The 19,567-nt window shown below is 64.0% G+C and carries 17 protein-coding genes; 5 read left to right on the top strand and 12 right to left on the bottom strand.

Going from position 1 to position 19,567, the window contains the following annotated elements:
- Nucleotides 1-6: 6 nt before the first annotated feature.
- Nucleotides 7-423 (bottom strand): FeoC-like transcriptional regulator, encoded by a 417-nt coding sequence (locus JAB6_RS22945; protein WP_070304771.1) that lies wholly within the window; start codon nucleotides 421-423, stop codon nucleotides 7-9.
- 149 nt (nucleotides 424-572) lie between these two features.
- Between JAB6_RS22945 and JAB6_RS22940 the strand changes: the two genes are divergently transcribed.
- Complete coding sequence (locus tag JAB6_RS22940; RefSeq protein ID WP_070304769.1) at nucleotides 573-1,286, top strand: S24 family peptidase; 714 nt, start codon at nucleotides 573-575, stop codon at nucleotides 1,284-1,286.
- 44 nt (nucleotides 1,287-1,330) lie between these two features.
- On the opposite strand, the gene JAB6_RS22935 is transcribed toward JAB6_RS22940, so the two are convergent.
- The 9 genes from JAB6_RS22935 to JAB6_RS22895 all read right to left on the bottom strand — a co-directional run bounded on the left by JAB6_RS22935 (nucleotide 1,331) and on the right by JAB6_RS22895 (nucleotide 13,197).
- Nucleotides 1,331-3,217, bottom strand: coding sequence for a propionate--CoA ligase (locus JAB6_RS22935; protein WP_070304767.1), 1,887 nt, complete (start codon nucleotides 3,215-3,217; stop codon nucleotides 1,331-1,333).
- 46 nt (nucleotides 3,218-3,263) lie between these two features.
- Nucleotides 3,264-4,490, bottom strand: coding sequence for a hypothetical protein (locus tag JAB6_RS22930; protein ID WP_139143483.1), 1,227 nt, complete (start codon nucleotides 4,488-4,490; stop codon nucleotides 3,264-3,266).
- A 9-nt stretch (nucleotides 4,491-4,499) separates the two neighbouring features.
- Complete coding sequence (locus tag JAB6_RS22925) at nucleotides 4,500-6,056, bottom strand: MBOAT family protein (protein ID WP_070304759.1); 1,557 nt, start codon at nucleotides 6,054-6,056, stop codon at nucleotides 4,500-4,502.
- 156 nt (nucleotides 6,057-6,212) lie between these two features.
- Nucleotides 6,213-7,403 (bottom strand): 2-methylaconitate cis-trans isomerase PrpF, encoded by a 1,191-nt coding sequence (prpF, locus tag JAB6_RS22920; RefSeq protein WP_070304758.1) that lies wholly within the window; start codon nucleotides 7,401-7,403, stop codon nucleotides 6,213-6,215.
- Between the two features lie 99 nt (nucleotides 7,404-7,502).
- Nucleotides 7,503-10,097, bottom strand: coding sequence for a Fe/S-dependent 2-methylisocitrate dehydratase AcnD (acnD, locus tag JAB6_RS22915; RefSeq protein WP_070304839.1), 2,595 nt, complete (start codon nucleotides 10,095-10,097; stop codon nucleotides 7,503-7,505).
- A gap of 11 nt (nucleotides 10,098-10,108) precedes the next feature.
- Nucleotides 10,109-11,263, bottom strand: coding sequence for a 2-methylcitrate synthase (gene prpC, locus JAB6_RS22910; RefSeq protein WP_035819899.1), 1,155 nt, complete (start codon nucleotides 11,261-11,263; stop codon nucleotides 10,109-10,111).
- Between the two features lie 69 nt (nucleotides 11,264-11,332).
- A complete protein-coding gene (gene prpB / locus JAB6_RS22905) occupies nucleotides 11,333-12,220 on the bottom strand; it encodes a methylisocitrate lyase (protein ID WP_070304753.1) in 888 nt (295 codons plus the stop codon).
- A gap of 368 nt (nucleotides 12,221-12,588) precedes the next feature.
- Nucleotides 12,589-12,837: a hypothetical protein gene (locus JAB6_RS22900; protein WP_034751890.1), complete on the bottom strand. Its 249-nt coding sequence runs from the start codon at nucleotides 12,835-12,837 to the stop codon at nucleotides 12,589-12,591.
- A 123-nt stretch (nucleotides 12,838-12,960) separates the two neighbouring features.
- On the bottom strand, nucleotides 12,961-13,197 hold the full coding sequence (locus tag JAB6_RS22895) for a hypothetical protein (RefSeq protein WP_070220955.1): 237 nt from the start codon (nucleotides 13,195-13,197) through the stop codon (nucleotides 12,961-12,963).
- A 176-nt stretch (nucleotides 13,198-13,373) separates the two neighbouring features.
- Between JAB6_RS22895 and JAB6_RS22890 the strand changes: the two genes are divergently transcribed.
- Nucleotides 13,374-14,231 (top strand): MBL fold metallo-hydrolase, encoded by an 858-nt coding sequence (locus JAB6_RS22890; protein WP_070304837.1) that lies wholly within the window; start codon nucleotides 13,374-13,376, stop codon nucleotides 14,229-14,231.
- A 121-nt stretch (nucleotides 14,232-14,352) separates the two neighbouring features.
- A complete protein-coding gene (locus tag JAB6_RS22885) occupies nucleotides 14,353-15,783 on the top strand; it encodes an MFS transporter (protein WP_070304751.1) in 1,431 nt (476 codons plus the stop codon).
- A gap of 14 nt (nucleotides 15,784-15,797) precedes the next feature.
- On the opposite strand, the gene JAB6_RS22880 is transcribed toward JAB6_RS22885, so the two are convergent.
- Both JAB6_RS22880 and JAB6_RS22875 read right to left on the bottom strand, forming a co-directional pair.
- The gene (locus JAB6_RS22880) at nucleotides 15,798-16,703 is read right to left on the bottom strand and encodes a LysR family transcriptional regulator (protein ID WP_070304749.1); all 906 of its coding nucleotides are present in this window, start codon (nucleotides 16,701-16,703) and stop codon (nucleotides 15,798-15,800) included.
- A gap of 6 nt (nucleotides 16,704-16,709) precedes the next feature.
- A complete protein-coding gene (locus JAB6_RS22875; protein WP_070304747.1) occupies nucleotides 16,710-18,158 on the bottom strand; it encodes a M20/M25/M40 family metallo-hydrolase in 1,449 nt (482 codons plus the stop codon).
- A 175-nt stretch (nucleotides 18,159-18,333) separates the two neighbouring features.
- Between JAB6_RS22875 and JAB6_RS22870 the strand changes: the two genes are divergently transcribed.
- Both JAB6_RS22870 and JAB6_RS22865 read left to right on the top strand, forming a co-directional pair.
- Entirely contained in the window at nucleotides 18,334-18,864 is a 531-nt protein-coding gene (locus tag JAB6_RS22870; RefSeq protein WP_070304745.1) for a GNAT family N-acetyltransferase, read from the top strand.
- Between the two features lie 120 nt (nucleotides 18,865-18,984).
- On the top strand, nucleotides 18,985-19,437 hold the full coding sequence (locus JAB6_RS22865; protein ID WP_046684114.1) for a glycine zipper domain-containing protein: 453 nt from the start codon (nucleotides 18,985-18,987) through the stop codon (nucleotides 19,435-19,437).
- Nucleotides 19,438-19,567 lie beyond the last annotated feature (130 nt).

Genomic DNA, 19,567 nt, shown 5'->3' with positions numbered 1-19,567 from the left:
TTGATACTAATCGTTGTTACTTGCCGGGCCAAACAGCGCCGCCACCAGCGGATCGCGGCGCGCCGTGCCGCGTGCCCAGCTGGCCGTGCGACGCACTTGCGGCGGCAGCTCGGCCCAGCCGTCAACCTCGTCATCCTGCTCGCCCAGGGCGTACAGGGCGGGCCGCTGGCGTCCCGGCTCCGTGCAATGGCGCTGCGCCAGATGGATCTGCCCCATGCCGCACATGTGGCGCAGATAGCGGCTCATGGTGCCCGCATCGAGTCCCAGCAAGGCGGACAACTGTGCCGCGCTGGCCTGGCCCTGCTCGCGGATGTACTGCGCGATGCGGGCAATGTGCAGCTGCGACTTCTTGCTGCGTCCCTGTAACTGGCGCCCCTGCCGCGGCGCCGGCCTGCTTTCAACCAACTGACTGCTGTTCAACATCTGCCTGACCTCCCATGGTGTCGCCAACCGGCAGACGCTGTAGTGCGTTTGCGACAGGCAACAAGTGGACTTTATCAATCGCTAATGTTAAAGTCAAGCATTTGGTAATTTATCAAACGGTAAATTTCAGGTTTAATGTGGAGATGAATATGTATCAATACAGACGCGACCGCCTGCTGGCCCTGATCCGCGAGCACTACGACAACACGCGCAAGAAGATTTCCGACGTCAGCGGCTGGAGCGAGGCGCGCATCTCGCAAATCCTCTCGCCCACCTACCGCGAGGGACGCGCGTTCAGCGAAAAGATCGCGCGCAAGCTGGAAGCGGATCTGCAGCTCGATAGCATGTACTTCGACCAGGGCGCGGCGCCCGACCAGGCGGCCATGGCCGCGCGCGCGCTGGCCGGCGCGCAGCCCGTGGTGGTGGAAGATGGCGAGGATGCGCGTTTTTACCCGATCCGCAAGGTGAAACTGCGGCTGTCGGCTGGCATCACGGGCTTTGCCATCGAACCGGAAACGCACGATGGCAGTACCATCAGCGTGCCGCGCAGCTGGGTCGAGCGCAATGGCTACCACCCTGAAAAACTGGTGGCGATCAAGGTCAAGGGCGAGAGCATGGAGCCGGCCCTGTACGAGGACGACGTGGTGATCATCAATACGGCCGACAACCGGCCGGCCGACGGCATCGTGTTTGCCATCAATTATGAAGGCGAACCGGTGGTCAAGCGCATGGCGCGCGATATCGGCGAATGGTGGCTGACGTCGGACAACCCCGATCAGCGCAAATACCACCGCAAGCTGTGCCGCGGCAATGAATGCCTGATCGTGGGCCGGGTCGTGCGCAAGGAAAGCGACCGGATTTGAAAGCGAAATTTATCGATTGATAAACTTCGCTTTCATCGTGGCGCTTATGCCAGCGCTGTCTGGATCTGCTGCAGCGATGCCGGGTCATCCATCGACGTCAGATCGCCCGGGCTGCGTCCTTCGCAGATGGCCTGAATCGAGCGGCGCAGCAATTTGCCCGAGCGCGTCTTCGGCAGCTGCGCCACGAACAGCACGCGCGCAGGCCGCGCCACGGCGCCCAGCTGGCGGTCGACGACGGCCATCACTTCGCGTTCCAGCACCGCTTTCGCTTCCACGCTGTCGAAGCCTTGCGGGTCCTTCAGGATCACGAAGGCCATCGCCACCTGGCCTTTGAGCTTGTCTTCCACGCCCACGACGGCCACTTCCGATACGTTCGGATGGCTGGTGATGCTTTCCTCGATTTCACGCGTGCCCAGGCGGTGGCCGGCCACGTTGATCACGTCGTCCGTACGGCCCAAAATGAAATAATAGCCGTCCGCATCGCGCACGCCCCAGTCGAAGGTGGAATACACTTGCCGGCCGCTGAAAGTGGACCAGTAGGTGTCGACAAAGCGCGCATCGTCGCCGTACACGGTCTGCATGCAGCCCGGCGGCAGCGGGCCTTCCAGCACCAGCACGCCCTTCTCGTTGGCGCCGCACTCCTCGCCCGTCGCTTCGTTGAGCAGCTTGACCTGGTAGCCGTACATGGCCAGGCCCGGGCTGCCCAGGCGCGTCGGCGTGTCGGCCACGCCTTTCGCCACCGAGAGGATCGGCCAGCCCGTCTCCGTCTGCCAGTAGTTATCGATGATGTCCACTTTCAGTTCATCGGCGATCCATTGCGACGTGGTTTCATCGAGCGGCTCGCCCGCAAGGTACAGCGCTTTCAATGACGACAGGTCGTGCTTGCGCATCAGCTCCACCGGGTGCTTGCGCAGTACGCGGATGGCCGTCGGCGCCGAGAACATGCGCGTGACCCTGTATTTCTCGACGATGCTCCACCAGATGCCCGCATCGGGACAGACGGGCAAGCCCTCGTACAGGATGGTGGCCATGCCGGCGATCAGCGGGCCATACACGATGTAGGAATGGCCCACCACCCAGCCGATATCCGACGTGGCAAAGAAGGTTTCGCCTGGCTTGCCGCAGAAGTTGTACTGCATCGACGATGCCAGCGCCACCGCATAACCGCCCACGTCGCGCTGCACGCCCTTCGGTTTGCCCGTCGTGCCCGAGGTGTAGAGCACATACGAGGCCTCGTTCGATTCGAGCCAGGTGACGGGCACCTGCGCGTCCAGATGCTGCTCGCGCAAGGCCGCGTAATCGACGTCGCGGCCCGGCGTCAGTTCCATCGGCACGAGATGGCGGTCGACCAGCAGCACCTGTTGCGGCTTGTGCGCGGCGATGCGGATGGCTTCGTCGAGCAGTGGCTTGTAGGCGATCGCCTTGCCATTGCGCGAACCGGCATCGGCGGAAAACACCAATTTTGGCTGCGCATCGTCGATGCGGCTGGCCAGGCTGTTGGCGGCAAAACCGCCGAAGACCACGGAATGCACGGCGCCGATACGGGCGCAAGCGAGCATGGCAAACGCCGCCTCGGCGATCATCGGCATGTAGATCAATACGCGGTCGCCCTTGACCACGCCCAGCGACAGCAACATGGCGGCGCAGCGCTCCACTTCGCGCTGCAACTCGCGAAAGCTGTAGGTGCGCTCCGTGTTCGTTTCCGTGGAAATGGCGATCAGCGCGGCGGCATCGCCCTGGCTAGCCACCCAGCGGTCAACGGCGTTGTGGCACAAATTCGTCGTGCCGCCGACGAACCATTTGGCGAACGGCGGCCGGGAATAATCGAGCACTTGCGAAAACGGGGTATGCCAGTCGATCTTGTCCGCTTCCTCGCGCCAGAAAGCGTCTGGCGTGTCGATCGAGCGTTGATAAAAACTTGCGAAATTCATGTCTCCTCCGGTAGTTGTTGTTTTTCATGCTTCTTTACTTATCTGTTCATCTGCGTCCCCCGGCATGGCCATGCTGTTCAGCCAGCATCTGCCTTGCAAACAATGCCGGCTGCGCCGCCACGCAACTGCCGCGTTCCTGCGCGATCCGCGCGCGGTTTTCCTCCAGTCTGGCAGCATCGAGCGGCATGCCGAACTGCCCGTCGTCCGGTGCAGTTTCCTGTGGCGACATCACGCGCCGCAGCACGATGTCGCCCAGCGCCTTCTTGAAATGCCCCGCTTCCCAGTACCAGCGCGTGGCCTTGCTCCGCTCGTTGGCGGCGGGTATCGGCTCGCAGTTGTATGCGCCGTAACCGCTGAAATCAGTCAGGGAAATGTGCGCGTCCGGGTACCGCGCCCTGACCTCGCCAATTGCCAGCACCAGCTGGTCTTTCCACTCCTCGAACAGGGGCCACAGCCCCGCATCCTCGAACATGGCCAGCATTTGGGCGTGATACGGATAGATCACCAGCTTGATGTCGGCCTGCGTGGCCGCCATCGCCAGCAAGAAGGTGCGCAGCAACTGAAAATCTTCGGTGGCGAGGCCGCGCGTCGATTTGCGGCCCAAGTTGGCGGCGCTTTCCCGCGCCCGTTGCGCGAACATCTTGTGATAGCCGTCCCGGCGCGCATGGGCGCCATAGTCGAGCAAGGGATTGAAGCCGTCGGCCGACATGGTCGCCGCCTCGCCGTCATGCTGGATGCGCAGCGTGTGCACGGCATCCTTGACGGAGGCCAGCGAAAAGAGCGCATCGAAGCGCCAGTAAGCGCGGCCATGCGCGGGCGCAGCGGCCGCTGGTGCTTGGCGTACGGCTGGCGCAACGGCGGGATTGAGAAAGTCGATGAACTCCATGCCCACGATGACCGTGCGCGGCTTGACGCCAGCCTGGCGCAATTGCGCGAACTGGCTGGCGGATGTGGCCAGGCCGGTACCAGGAATCGCCAGGTTGTAGCCGGCGCCCAGCGCTGACAAGGCGCTGGCGCGCGGATCGAAGCCGATCTCGGCGCGCGAGTTTCCCAGGATGATGAATTGCGGCCGCAGACGCAGCGCATGTTCCTGCTTGATCTGGCTTTGGTAGCGGGTCAGGCCCGGCTTGACGGCATTGAAATGGTCGCGGCGCACGATCCCATACACGCCATACGGGTCGACGATGAACACAAAGGCGCAAACGATGATGGCCCCCGACACCAGCAGGATCAGCATCGTCAGCAGATAAAACCTGAATGGGGAGCGTGTCATGGCTTCCCCCTAGAACTGAAAGTACAGGAACTCGGCGGGCCGGTTCAAGGCCAGCGTGCTCGCCAGCGCCAGCGCGGCAATGGCGGCGGCCCACGCGGGCGACGTGCGCCAGGTCAGCCAGCGCAAGACGCCCAAGCCGCCCGCCCCTGCCGCAGCCTGGCCTTCCTGGAAATCGAGCGCCGGCTCGAAATGCCGCATGATTTGCTGCGTATTGGGCATGGCGAAAACCAGCACGGCCGCCATCGCGATCCACGTCCAGCTTTCGACAAACGCCATGCCGCCGCCCAGATAGAAGGACACGCCCATCGACGCGAGCACGGGCTGCGCCGGCAGCAGATAGGGAGCCAGCGCATCGGGCAAGGCCAGTCCGTAGCCGCCGCCCATGCCTGTTAATATTGTCAGAGCACTGTCCATATCGGAAGCGCGGAAGAAAACCCAGGCGATGCAAACGGCGGTAAAAGTGAGGCAAGTCGCCACGACATTGCCCGCACGCGTATCGGACGGCAGGTGAAGCGTGCGCGCCACCGTGCCCCAGCCCTTGTGGATAGCCAGGTAAGCGCCATGCAGCGCGCCCCAGACGATGAAATTCCACCCGGCGCCATGCCACAGGCCGCCCAGCACCATGGTGATCATCAGGTTCAGATAGCGCCGCGCGGGCCCGCAGCGCTTGCCGCCCAGCGGGATATACAGGTAGTCACGCAGGAAGCGCGACAGGGTCATGTGCCAGCGGCGCCAGAATTGCGCGATATTGCGCGCTTTGTAGGGCGAGTCGAAATTGAGCGGCAGGCGCACGCCAAATAATCTCGACAAGCCGATGGCCATGTCGGAATAGCCGGAGAAATCGAAGTACAGCTGGAACGCGTACGCCAGTACCCCGCCCCAGGCGGCCAGCAGCGATGGCGCGGCCGGATCGCTGAACAGCGGTGCCGCATACGGGCCGATGTTATCGGCGACCAGTACTTTTTTCGCCAGCCCGATGATGAAAATCGTCGAGCCGATGGCCACATTCCTGCCAGATAGCCGGAAGATGCGCTTGTCGGCGAACTGCGGCATCATCTCCTTGTGGTGCAGCACAGGGCCGGCGATCAGGTGCGGAAAATACGTGACGAACAGCAGATAGTGGACAAAGCGGCTTTCCCGCGCCTTGCCCTGGTAGGTATCGACCAGGAAGGCGATCTGCGTAAACGTAAAGAACGAGATTCCGATCGGCAGCACCACGTGCAGGACGGGCATCGGCTGCGCCAGCAATTGCGCCAGGCTGGCAACGAAGAAACCCGCATACTTGTAATAGGCGAGCATGCCCAGGTTGGCGGCGATAGCCGCGATCAACAGGCCCTTGCGGTGGCGGATGCGTCCCGGTCCCAGCAAGGTGGCGCAGCCGTAATTGAAGACGATGGAGCCGAGCAGCAACGGCAGGTAGCGGTAGTCCCACCAGCCATAGAAAAACAGCGAGGCGCCGGCCAGCCAGGCGGCGGCCCATGACTGGCTGCGCCGTCCCAGGATGAAAAAGCCCGCCACCGTGATGGGCAGATAGGCAAACAGGAAGACGTAGGAGTTAAATAGCATCTGTTCACCAGTCAGGAAGTGTGGGAGGCGGCCAGCGCCTGCACTACGCTCACGCGCATCGCGGCTGACGCCCCCCATTTTCCTTGTCGCTCAGTTTCTTTGCTAGCAGAAATATCAACTGATCTGCATGCGCATCCGCCTGTTTCGCCTGGCAGCTTAAAACGCGTCGCCGGGTATGCGCACGCCCCCTTCCATCAGCACGCGCGCGCTGCGGCTCATGATGGCCTTGGTGACGCTCCATGCGCCATCGGCCAGCGCCGCTTCCGCGCCCACCATCAGGGTGCCGGACGGGTGGCCGAAGCGCACCGAGTTGCGGGGACCGCCGCCGGCCGCCAGGTTGACCAGGGTGCCGGGAATGGCCGCCGCCGTGCCGATGGCCACAGCGGCCGTGCCCATCATGGCGTGGTGCAGCTTGCCCATGGACAGGGCGCGCACCAGCAGGTCGATGTCGCCCGCCTCCACCTGCTTGCCGCTGGACGAGACATAGCCGGCCGGCCTGGCGACAAACGCCACTTTCGGCGTGTGCTGGCGTTTCGCCGCTTCATCGAGGTGGGAAATCAAACCCATGCGCAGTGCGCCATGCGCGCGGATGGTCTCGAAACGGGCCAGCGCGGCCGGGTCGCCATTGATGGCGTCCTGCAGCTCCGTGCCCGTGTAGCCGATGGCGTCCGCGTCGACAAAAATCGTCGGGATGCCGGCGTTGATCATCGTGACTTTCAACACGCCGATGCCGGGCACGTCGAGGTCATCGACGAGGTTGCCGGTGGGGAACATCGCGCCACCGCCACCCTCTTCCTCCGCGGCCGGATCGAGGAATTCCAGTTTCACTTCGGCGGCCGGGAAGGTCACGCCATCGAGCTCGAAGTCGCCCGTTTCCTGTACTTCGCCATCCGTCATGGGGACGTGGGCGATGATGGTCTTGCCGATATTGGCTTGCCAGATGCGCACCGTGGCGATACCGTTTGCCGGCACGCGGGCGGCGTCCACCAGGCCGCTGGCAATGGCGAACGAGCCGACGGCGGCAGACAGGTTGCCGCAGTTGCCGCTCCAGTCGACAAACGGCTTGTCGATGGACACCTGGCCGAACAGATAGTCGACGTCGTGCTCCGGCTTGGTACTTTTCGCCAGGATCACCGTCTTGCTGGTGCTCGAGGTGGCGCCGCCCATGCCGTCGATCTGCTTGCCGTACGGGTCGGGGCTGCCGATCACGCGCAGCAGCAAGGCATCGCGCGCCGTGCCCGGCACTTGCGCGCTGGCGGGCAAATCCTGCAGGCGGAAGAACACGCCCTTGCTGGTGCCGCCGCGCATGTAGGTGGCGGGGATTTTGATTTGGGGGGTGTGGGTCATTAGAGTTCCTGCGTTGAATTGCTGATTAAACCCAGAGGCAAAGAGCTGGGGTCAGACCCGTCGGGTCTGACCCCTGATTTACGTTGCATCAATCGTGGATTACGCGGCTTTCGAAGACTCGAGGAAATCCTGCGCAAACCGTTGCAGCACGCCACCGGCCTCATAGATCGACACCTCTTCCGCCGTATCAAGGCGGCAGGTGACGGGCACTTCGACCGTTTCGCCGTTCTTGCGGTGGATGACGAGGGTCAGGGTGGAGCGCGGCGTACGCTCGCCCACGACGCCATAGGTTTCGCTGCCGTCCAGGCCCAGGGTCTTGCGGTTCACGCCAGCCAGGAACTCCAGCGGCAAGACGCCCATGCCCACCAGATTGGTACGGTGGATGCGTTCAAAACCTTCGGCCACGATGGCTTCCACGCCAGCCAGGCGCACGCCCTTGGCGGCCCAGTCGCGCGAGGAACCCTGGCCATAGTCGGCGCCGGCGATGATGATCAAGGGCTGCTTGCGCTCCATGTACACCTCGATGGCTTCCCACATGCGCGAGATTTTGCCTTCCGGCTCGATGCGCGTGAGCGAACCGGCCTTCACTTTACCGTCCTCGATGACCATTTCGTTCTTCAGGGTCGGGTTGGCGAACGTGGCGCGCTGCGCCGTCAGATGGTCGCCCCGGTGCGTGGCGTAGGAATTGAAGTCTTCCTCGGGCAAACCCATCTTCGCCAGGTATTCGCCGGCCGCGCTATCGAGCATGATGGCGTTCGATGGCGACAAGTGGTCGGTCGTGATGTTGTCGCCCAGGACCGCCAGCGGACGCATGCCTTTCAATGGGCGCGCGCCAGCCAGCGCGCCTTCCCAGTACGGCGGACGGCGGATATACGTCGTCTGCGGACGCCAGTCGTACAGGGGGCTGACCTTGATGCCGTCGTCGGCCTGCGCGGCAAACATCGGAATGTACACCTTGCGGAACTGCTCCGGCTTGACGCTGGAAGCGACGATGGCGTCGATTTCCTCGTCGGACGGCCAGATATCTTTCAGCAAAATCGGCTTGCCGTCCGAATCATGGCCCAGCACATCCTTCTCGATATCGAAGCGGATGGTGCCGGCGATCGCATACGCCACCACCAGCGGCGGCGAGGCGAGGAATGCCTGTTTCGCGTACGGGTGGATGCGGCCGTCGAAGTTGCGGTTGCCCGACAGGACGGCCGTGGCGTACAGGTCGCGCGACACCACTTCATTCTGGATCACGGGGTCGAGCGCGCCCGACATGCCGTTGCACGAGGTGCAGGCGAAAGCCACGACGCCAAAGCCCAATGTTTCGAGCTCCGGCATCAGGCCCGCTTCCTGCAGATACAGTTCCACGGTTTTCGAGCCGGGCGCCAGCGACGATTTCACCCAGGGTTTACGCGTGAGGCCCAGGCGGTTCGCATTGCGCGCGATCAGGCCGGCGGCGATCATGTTGCGCGGGTTGTTCGTGTTGGTGCAACTGGTAATGGCCGCGATGATGACGGCGCCGTCCGGCATCTTGCCCGGTTCGTTCTCGACCACGCCGGAAATCCCGCGCGCGGCCAGTTCCGACGTCGGCACGCGGTTGTGCGGGTTCGACGGACCGGCGATATTGCGCACGACGGACGACAGGTCAAACGTCAGCACGCGCTCGTACTGCGCGTCCACCAGGCTGTCGGCCCACAGGCCTGTCTCTTTGGCGTACAGCTCCACCAGCTTCACCAGTTCGTCGTCGCGACCCGTCAGTTTCAGATACTTGATGGTTTGCGCGTCGATGTAGAACATGGCGGCCGTGGCACCGAATTCCGGCGCCATGTTGGAAATCGTGGCGCGGTCGCCCAGGGTCAGGTGCGAAGCGCCTTCACCAAAGAATTCCAGGTAGGACGAGACGACCTTTTGCTTGCGCAGGAACTCCGTCAGCGCCAGCACGGTATCGGTCGCCGTGATGCCCGGCTGTGGTTTACCCGTCAGCTTGACGCCGATGATGTCGGGCAGGCGCATCCACGAGGCGCGGCCCAGCATCACGCTTTCCGCTTCCAGGCCGCCCACGCCGATGGCGATCACGCCCAGCGCGTCGACCATGGGCGTATGCGAATCCGTGCCCACAAGGGTGTCGGGATAGGCCACACCATCCTGCACCTGGATTACGGGCGACATGCGCTCGAGGTTAATCTGGTGCAGGATGCCGTTGCCCGGCGGGATCACGTCGACGTTTTTAAACGCCTTCTTGGTCCAGTCGATGAAGTCGAAACGGTCTTCGTTGCGGCGGTCTTCGATGGCGCGGTTCTTGGCGAAGGCATCGGGGTCGAAACCGCCGCATTCGACGGCCAGCGAGTGGTCGACCACCAGCTGCGTGGGGACCACCGGGTTGACCAGCGCCGGGTCGCCGCCCTGGGCCGCGATGGCGTCGCGCAAGCCGGCCAGGTCGACCAGGGCCGTCTGGCCCAGGATGTCATGGCAGACGACGCGGGCCGGGAACCACGGAAAATCGAGGTCGCGGCGGCGTTCGATGAACTGGCTCAGCGAAGCGTCCAAGGTGGCCGGGTCGCAGCGGCGCACGAGGTTTTCCGCCAGCACGCGCGAGGTGTAGGGCAAGGTGGCGTAGGCGCCTGGCTGGATCGCATCGACGGCGGCGCGCGTGTCGAAGTAGTCTAGCTGGGTGCCCGGCAAGGATTTGCGATACAGGGTATTCATGGGTGTGCTCATTATTTACGGTCCTTGATCGGCACGAATTCCAGGTCTTCCGGGCCCACGTAGTTGGCGCTTGGGCGGATGATCTTGTTGTCGATGCGCTGTTCGATGATGTGGGCGGCCCAGCCCGAGGTGCGCGAGATGACGAACAGCGGCGTAAACATCGCCGTCGGCACGCCCATCATGTGGTAGGACACGGCCGAGAACCAGTCCAGGTTCGGGAACATGTTCTTGATTTCCCACATGACCGATTCCAGGCGCTCGGCAATGTCGAACATCTTGGTGGAACCGGCTTCCTGCGACAGCGAACGGGCAACTTCCTTGATGACCACGTTGCGCGGGTCGGAAATCGTGTAGACGGGGTGGCCGAAACCGATCACCACTTCCTTGTTGGCCACGCGCTCGCGGATGTCCGCTTCCGCTTCGTCCGGGTTGTCGTAGCGTTTCTGGATCTCCAGCGCCACTTCATTCGCGCCGCCGTGTTTCGGGCCGCGCAACGCACCGATGGCGCCCGTGATGGCCGAGTGGATGTCCGAGCCCGTGCCGGCGATCACGCGGCTGGTGAAGGTCGACGCATTGAATTCGTGTTCCGCGTACAGGATCAGCGACGTGTGCATGGCTTTTTCCCACGACGCCGACGGTTTTTCGCCATGCAGCAGGTGCAGGAAGTGCCCGCCGATCGAATCGTCGTCCGTTTCCACTTCGATGCGCTTGCCATTATGGCTGTAGTGGTACCAGTACAGCAGCATGGAGCCGAACGACGCCATCAGGCGGTCGGCGATATCGCGCGCGCCCGGCGCGTTATGGTCGTCTTTTTCCGGCAAGGTGCAGCCCAGCACGGACACGCCCGTGCGCATCACATCCATCGGGTGGGCGGCGGCCGGCAGCGCTTCGAGCGCCAGTTTCACTGCCGACGGCAAGCCGCGCAAGGATTTCAATTTGGCCTTGTAGCCTTTCAGTTCGGCGGACGTCGGCAGCTTGCCGTGCACCAGCAGGTAGGCGATTTCCTCGAACTCGCAGCTGTCGGCCACGTCCAGGATGTCATAGCCGCGATAGTGCAAATCGTTGCCGGTCTTGCCGACCGAGCACAGCGCCGTATTGCCGGCGGTGACGCCGGACAGGGCGACGGATTTTTTAGGCTTGAAAGTGGCGGCTTGCGGTGCGTTCATTGATTTCTCCAAAAATTGACTAGTCTCGGTTGCATCACTGCGGGGCCGGCATGCGGCCCCTGCTTCTGTTTATTTCTTTTGCGCGGCGAACAGCGCATCGAGTTTTTGCTCGAAATCGTGGTAATTGATCGATTCATACAGCTCCATGCGCGTCTGCATGGTGTCGAGCACATTCTTTTGCGTGCCGTCGCGGCGCAGCGCCTGGTAGACGTTTTCCGCCGCCTTGTTCATGGCGCGGAAGGCGGACAGCGGATACAGCGCCAGACCCACGTGGGCGCTGCGCAGTTCATCCAGGGTGAACAGCGGCGTGGAACCGAATTCCGTGATGTTGGCCAGAATCGGCACGTTGACCGCCTTGGCGAAGGTGGCGTACATGTCCAGGTCCGTGATCGCTTCCGGGAAGATCATGTCGGCGCCCGCTTCGACGCAGGCGACGGCGCGCTCGAGCGCCGCTTCCAGGCCATCGACGGCCAGCGCATCGGTGCGCGCCATGATGACGAAGTTCGGGTCCGTGCGCGCATCGACGGCCGCCTTGATGCGGTCGACCATTTCTTCCTTGCTCACGATTTCCTTGCCCGGACGGTGGCCGCAACGCTTGGCGCCCACCTGGTCTTCGATGTGCAGGGCGGCCGCGCCGAACTTGATCATCGATTTCACAGTGCGCGCCACGTTGAAGGCGGACGAACCGAAACCCGTGTCGGCGTCGACCAGCAGCGGCAGGTCGCACACGTCGGTGATGCGGCGGATGTCGGTCAGCACGTCGTCCAGGCTGGAAATGCCCAGGTCGGGCAAGCCCAGCGAGCCGGCCGCGACGCCGCCGCCGGACAGGTAGATGGCCTTGTAACCGGCGCGCTTGGCCAGCAAGGCGTGGTTGGCGTTGATGGCGCCGACCACTTGCAACGGGGATTCTTCCTGGACGGCCTTGCGGAATGCGGCACCTGCGGAGTATTGAGTCATGTGTTCACCTTATGGGTTTCGGATGGTCCCGAATGTTTCACGGAGTGGCTATGAGCATCAGTATTGCAAATGCCGTGCCAGGCCCCTTCAGGCTGGGCGGAAACCGTCGAATGCAGAGTGAAAAGGCAGGCAAACGGCCATGAGGCCACGCACGGTGCGCTGTGACGCAGCGGAACAGCGATGTCACGTTTGGCGTCAAAAATGTTTCAATATTGTTTCATGAAACTTATTTTGAAACATTTATTGAAACGCGAAACAGACGGGTAGACAAGGCGATGAAAGCCCAGGCTGGCAAGACGCGCAATAAAAACAGCCGGCGGGCGCCGGCTGATTTATACAACTGATACCACTGATACTATCAGGGCAAACTAGGCCAGCCGCACCAGTGGATTGGCGATGATGTTGTCGATCTGGCGCACGGCTTCTTCGCAGGCGGCGGCAATGGCGCCCTCCTCGTCGTCGCGCACGAACTGCATGGTCGAGCCTTCGAACACTTCCAGGCCTTCCGCCGTGGCGCGTTCGATGTCGCAACTGGCCGACCATTTGCCGTCGGTGGTGGGCACGGCCAAGGGAACGATTTCCCAGCCTTTATAGTGAATTTTAGAACTGCTATTCATGGGGTGCCTCCTTGGTGACTGACTCAATACTGGAAATCGTAGCATGAAGCGCGACTGGCAGCGACGTGTTTCACGCGCCGGCCATAGCCAGGCGCACTTTCGGGCTAAACGATTTACGCTGGCTCAAGGGCGCAGCAGATTATCCACTTCCGTCCTGGCCACTTCCAGGCCCGCCGTGCAAGCCGTCTCGGGCGCCGCATAGCCGCCCAGGGTGCGGCTGCGCGTGATCGCCTGCGCCTCGGGTTCACCGTCGCGCTGCAGGCGGTAGGTAAAATCCCATAAGTCGTCGTTATCCTTTTGCGGGGTCACGGAAATCGTAAAACCGCGGTATTGTTCGCTGCGTGCAGTGATATCGTTCATGAATTCCTCCTTGGAAGAATGAGGTTAGCACGCGGCAAGACACAGGGTGCGCACGGTAGTCGCGCGCCTGGCTCGTTCGCTTATCTGTTTTTCGCATGCTAAATGTTAATTTTCAACATTTTTTGAACGAACTCTGGCGATATAATGTTATTCCCTGCCTGTCCCCTGCCGCCGTGATGACTCCACAAATCCAAGCTTTTTTCGACCCCGCCACCGCCACCGTCACCTATGTTGTCTACGAGGCCGATGGGCGGGACTGCGCCATCATCGATTCCGTGCTCGACTACGACCCGAAGGCGGGCCGCACCTCGACCGCCTCGGCCGACAAGGTGATCGCCTTCGTGCGCGAACACGGCTTGCAATGCCGCTGGCTGCTGGAAACCCACGCGCACGCCGACCATCTTTCCGCCGCGCCCTATTTGCAGCAGCAGCTGGGCGGCGACGTGGCCATCGGCGCCGCCATCCAGACGGTGCAGCAGGCGTTTGCGGCCGTCTACCACCAGGATGGCGCCAGGGCCGACGGCTCGCAGTTCGACCAGCTGTTCGCGCCGGACCAGGTATTTCATATCGGCCAGCTGGAAGTGCGCGCCCTGCACGTGCCCGGCCACACGCCGGCCGACCTGGCCTACCAGATCGGCGACGCCGTGTTTGTCGGCGACACCCTGTTCATGCCGGACGTGGGCTCGGCCCGCTGCGATTTTCCCGGCGGCTCCGCTTCCCTGCTGTACCGCTCCGCGCAGCGCTTGCTGGCGCTGCCGCCGCAAACGCGGCTGTTCATGTGCCACGACTACCCGCCCAACGGCCGCGAGGCGCGCTGGGAAGTGACGGTGGCCGAACAGCGCGCCAGCAATATCCACTTGCGCGACGGCATCACGGAAGAACAGTTCGTGGCCATGCGCACCAGCCGCGACGCCACCCTCGACATGCCGACCCTGATCCTGCCCGCCATCCAGGTCAACATCAACGCGGGCAAGCTGCCCGAACCGGAAGACAACGGCGTGCGCTACCTGAAGATACCGCTCAATGCGATCTAGCCTGGTGATGTAGTTCCCTCACATGGCGTCAGACGCAACAACACAATGCACATGCTGCGTCTTCCGCCATGCCAGATCCCTCAGTACCATGTGGTGACCCTATCCGAGGATCCGCCACGCCATGCATACACCGTCAAAATCCGCACCACCCGAGCAGCAGGCCATCACGCTACCCGTGCGCGGCGCGCTTGCCAGCCTGTCGCTGGCCATGCTGCTGCCCGCGCTGGGCACCAGCATCGCCAACGTGGGCTTGCCCGACATGGCCACGGCCCTGCATGCGCCGTTCCAGGATGTGCAATGGATCGTGCTGTCCTACCTGCTGGCCATCACGGCCCTGATCGTCAGCGTGGGCCGCCTGGGCGACATGGTCGGCAGGCGCCGCCTGCTGCTGGCCGGCATCGCCCTGTTTGCCGCCGCCTCCATCCTGTGCGCGCTGGCACCCACCTTGTGGCTGCTGGTCGCCGCGCGCGCCCTGCAGGGACTGGGCGCCTCCGTCATGATGGCACTGACCATGACCTTTGTCGGCAGCACCGTGCCGAAGGCCAAAACGGGCAGCGCCATGGGCCTGCTCGGCACCATGTCGGCCGTCGGCACCACGCTTGGCCCCGCGCTGGGCGGGCTGCTGATCGCCCGCTTCGGCTGGCAAGCCATTTTCCTCGTCAACGTGCCGCTGGCCGGCGTGGCGCTATTGCTGGCCTGGCGCTACCTGCCGGCCGACCAGCGCGGCGCCAACGCCAAACGTCCCGTGTTCGACCACCGCGGCACCATGCTGCTGGCGCTGACCCTGGCCGCCTATGCGCTGGCGATGACCCTGGGGCGCGGCCATTTCGGCATGCGCAACGTGGCGCTGCTGCTGGCCGCCTGCGTGGGCGCCATCGTGTTCGTCCGCGTTGAACTGAAAGCGCCGGCGCCGCTGATACGCCTGGCCATGCTGCGCGCGCCCGTGCTCAGCGCCGGCCTGGCGACCAGCATGCTGGTGTCGACGGTCATGATGTCCACCCTGGTGGTCGGGCCCTTCTACCTGGCGCGCGGCCTGGGCCTGGATGCGGCCGTCACCGGCATGGTGCTGGCGGCCGGACCGCTGGTGGCGGCGTTCTGCGGCGTGCCGTCCGGCTGGCTGGTGGACCGCTACGGCGCACAGCGCATGGGCGGCGCGGGCCTGTGCGGCGCGGCCGGCGCCTGCCTGGCGCTGGCCTTCTTGCCCGCCAGCCTGGGCATTCCCGGCTACGTCGCACCGATCATGCTGCTGACGGCCAGCTACGCGCTGTTCCAGGCAGCCAACAATACGGCCGTGATGGTCGATATCGCTCCCGAGCAGCGCGGCGTCATTTCCGGCATGCTCAACCTGTCGCGCAACCTGGGGCTTGTCACGGGCGCCTCCGTGATGGGCGCCGTTTTCGCTGCCGGCGCCAGCGATATCGCCAGCGCCAGGCCGGCCGCCATGATAGCCGGCATGCACGCCACCTTTGGCGTGGCCAGCGCGCTCATTCTGGCGGCGCTGGCGATTTTCGTGCTCGGCCGCGCCATGAGCAAGGCTGGAAAGCCCGCATGATGCGCGCGGCGGCATCAGCCCGCGTTGATCCGGGCCGCGCAGGCGTCGACCACGCAGCCGCGCAGCCAGCGGTGGGCCGGGTCCGCATCCATGCGCGGATGCCACATCAATGACACGGTCAGCTCCGGCATGCGCAGCGGCAGCGCAAAGGTAAACATGCCGGCGCGCAGATTGCCCGTATGCCGCTCCGGCACGGTGGCGATCAGGTCGGAGCCGGCCGCCAGCGCCAGCGCCGCCGTAAAGCCGCCGACGATGCTGGCGATCGTGCGCTGCAATCCCAGGGCGGCCAGCGCGTCGTCCATCGGTCCCGTATCCTGGTCGCGCCGCGCCACCAGCACGTGCTGGCCGGCCGCATAGCGTTCGGCGCTGATCTCGCCCTGCGCCAGCGGATGGCCGCTGCGCACCACCCCCACGAAACGGTCGCCGAACAGCCTGCGCGTGCGCACTTCCGGGCTGGTGAGACTGCCGATCACGCCCGTTTCCAGGTCGATGCTGCCCTCGCGCAGCTGCGCGCTTTCGCGGTCGAGCTTTTGCACGAAGCGCAGGCGCACGCCAGGCGCCTGCGCGCCGATATGCGCGAGCAGCGCCGGGCCGAAATTTTCCACGAAACCGTCGCTCGAACGCAGCGTGAATGTTTGCGCCAGCTGGCGTGGGTCCAGCTGCTCCGCCGGTCCCAGCACGGCCAGCACCTCGCCCAATAAGGGGCGCACTCTTTCGCGCAGCTCCAGCGCGCGCGGCGTGGGCACCAGTTCACGGCCGGCGCGCACCAGCAGCGGATCGCCCGTCGTCTCGCGCAGGCGCGCCAGGGCGCGGCTCATGGCCGATGGACTCAGGCGCAAGCGCCGCGCCGCGCGCGTGACACTACCCTCGGCCAGCAGGACATCGAGGGTAATCAACAGGTTCAGGTCGGGTAGCGACATTGGCGCTTACTCGCCCTGCTCCGGCGCGCGGCCCATCTCGCCGTCGATATTGGCCAGGAACCAGGCCAGCGACGACATCAGCGCCACGTTGCGCTTGAGGTTATCCGGGTCGACCTTGTCCAGGGTGTCGGCCGGCGTGTGGTGGTAATGGAAGTAGCTGTGGCTGTCGACCAGCGGCTCGAAACTGGGCACGCCGCCCGTTTCCAGGCGGTGCAGGTCGCCCGTGCCCAGCGCGTCGCGGCGCGTGAACGCGTGCGCGCCCATCGGCTGCAGGGCCGCCAGCAAAGGCGTAAACAGTTTTTCCGCTTTCGGTCCCACGCTGGCCTTGATGCCGAACGGGCGGCCGGCCCCGCTGTCCATCTCGATGGCCGCATATTGTTTGCCGAGCGCCTGCTTGTGGGCCTCGAAGTAGGCCTGGCCGCCGCGCCCGCCGTTCTCCTCGTTCATCCAGGCGATCACGCGGATGGTGCGGCGCGGGCGGTAGTCGAGCTTTTTCAGGGTTTCCACCACGCCCATGGCCGCCACGACGCCGGCGCCGTCGTCATGCGCGCCCGTCGCCAGGTCCCAGGAATCGAGGTGGCCCGAGACCACCACCACTTCGTCGGCCTTGTCCGTGCCCGGCCAGTCGGCGATGACGTTGTAGCTGTCCGCTTCCGGCAGGTTTTGCGGCGTCAGGGTCAGGTGCATTTTCATGGGACCGCGCGCGGCCAGGCGGCCGATCAGCAAGGCGTCTTCCACGGTGACGGCGGCGGCCGGGATGCGCTTGTTGCCGTCCAGTCCCGTGGCGCCCGCGTGCGGGATGCGGAAGTTCGCGCCGCCGACCGAGCGCACGAGCGCAGCCGCCGCGCCCAGGTCGGCCGCCGCCTTCGGTCCGAGGAAGCGCGAGCGCGAACCCTGGCCATAGGTGACGCCGGCCAGGCCCCGCTCGGCCATCTCCTGGTCGAACGGCGTGTCGATCAGCACGATGGCGCCCTTCACTTCCGGCGCGCGTGCCTTGAGTTCTTCCAGGCTCTTGACGATGATGAGGGGAGCCGTCAGGCCGGCGGCCGGCGTCGCGCCCGAGCCGCCCAGGGCCGTGAGCACCACACGCTGCGACACGCCCTGCGGACGGCCCGCATAGTCGACGATTTCCGCCGTTTCCACGCCGCGCACCCAGTGCGGCACTTTCACGGGCTGCAGGGTGACGGTGGCACCCAGCTGGCGCATGGTGTTCGCCACTTGCTGCACGGCGGCGGCCGCGCCGGCGGAACCGGACAGGCGCGGGCCGATCAGATCCGTCATGTCGGCCAGGCGGGCATACGCCCAGTCGCTTTGCAGCGCCGTGTCGCGCACTTGCGCCAGCGCTTGCGGCGTATTGCCTGGCGCTGCGGCAATGGCCCCGGCGCTGACGATGCAGCCAAGGGCGATGGATAAAACGGAACGGCGCAGTGGCGCGCCAGTCAGGATGGTAGGCATGTGATGTCAGTTCCAGTCAACGAGGTCGAAGCGGGTACGCCTTGGTCATGGGCAAGGCACGGCTTTCTACGATAGCGTATTTGTTCTGTCATTGCAGCAACTTTTACGGGATCGATTGCCTGTTTCCCCCAGAGTCGATTACCATCAGGATTCGTGATCGCTACCGGAAACCGACATGCTCAAGGGAACCCTCTGCACCATCCGGCATTTGCAGGCCGCCGACCTGAATACCTATATTTCCCTCGTCAACGACCTGCCCTCGCGCGGCGAGTTTTTCTCCATGCAATTCAAGTCGCCCGAGGCCATGCGGCGCGACTTCCTGCAATCGGGCTTTGTCACCGAGGACAGCGAATTGTTCCTCATCGAAGATCACTCACAGCACATCATCGGCACGATCACGCACTTCAAGAGCCGGACACCGTCATCGCGCGAGATCGGCTACCGCCTGTTCGACCGGCAGCGCGACGGACAAGGCTACATGAGCGAAGCGACGCGCCTGGTGGTCGATTACCTGTTCAGCGCCTATCCGTATCACCGGCTGGAGCTGCTGATGGACCCGCTGAACATCGGCTCCGAGCGCATCGCGCAAAAGAACGGCTTTACCCAGGAAGGCTTGCTACGCCAGGCCTTCTTTATCAATGGCGTGATGCGCGATGTCAAAATGTACAGCCTGCTGCGTCCCGAATGGCAGGCGCGCCGGCGCTGACTTGTTACGGCCGTGGCAGGATTGTAATAAGTTGTATTAGACGTGGAACAAGCTTGCGGCAGCAGATATAGTCCACTTCATGCAGATCATTGTGATCTCGCCGGAATGGAAGGAAATGCCATGTTGAACAAGAAACTCCTGGGTGCGGTAATGGTAGCGGCAGTGGCTGTGTCTTCGGCCGCAGTCGCCGGTGACCGCGACTTCAATACCGTTGCAGGCGCCGTTGTCGGAGCGGCCATTGGCAACAGCACCGGCGGGCGCAATGGCGCGATCGTCGGTGGCGTGCTGGGCGCCGCCGTCGGCAACAGCATCAGCACGAATGACCGCTATTACGACCGTGGCGGCTATCGCGGCGGCTACCGCGAAACCTATTACGCGCCTGCGCCGCAACCGGTGTACTACGCCCCGGCGCCGCAGCCCGTGTACTACGCGCCGCCACCGCGCTACTACGGCCCGCCAGCTGTCGTCTACGTGCAACCGGGCCGCGGCTACTACCGTGATTATGACCGCCGCGACTACTATGACCGTGGCCACGGTCACGGCCACGGTCACGGCTGGGGCCATCGCCGTTAAGCACCGCCCTGCACTGCACCATGAAAAACCTGCGCCAGCCTGCTGCCGCAGGTTTTTTTGCGAAATAGGCAAGGTATCGCTCCCGCATGATTTCGGCTAAGCTGTGTCCTATGATCAACATTGCTGGCCG

The organism is Janthinobacterium sp. HH104 (assembly GCF_001758715.1).
Taxonomy (GTDB): domain Bacteria; phylum Pseudomonadota; class Gammaproteobacteria; order Burkholderiales; family Burkholderiaceae_D; genus Janthinobacterium; species Janthinobacterium aestuarii.
The sequence above is the reverse complement of the archived record's forward strand: the minus strand, read 5'-3'. Positions and strand labels throughout refer to the sequence as shown.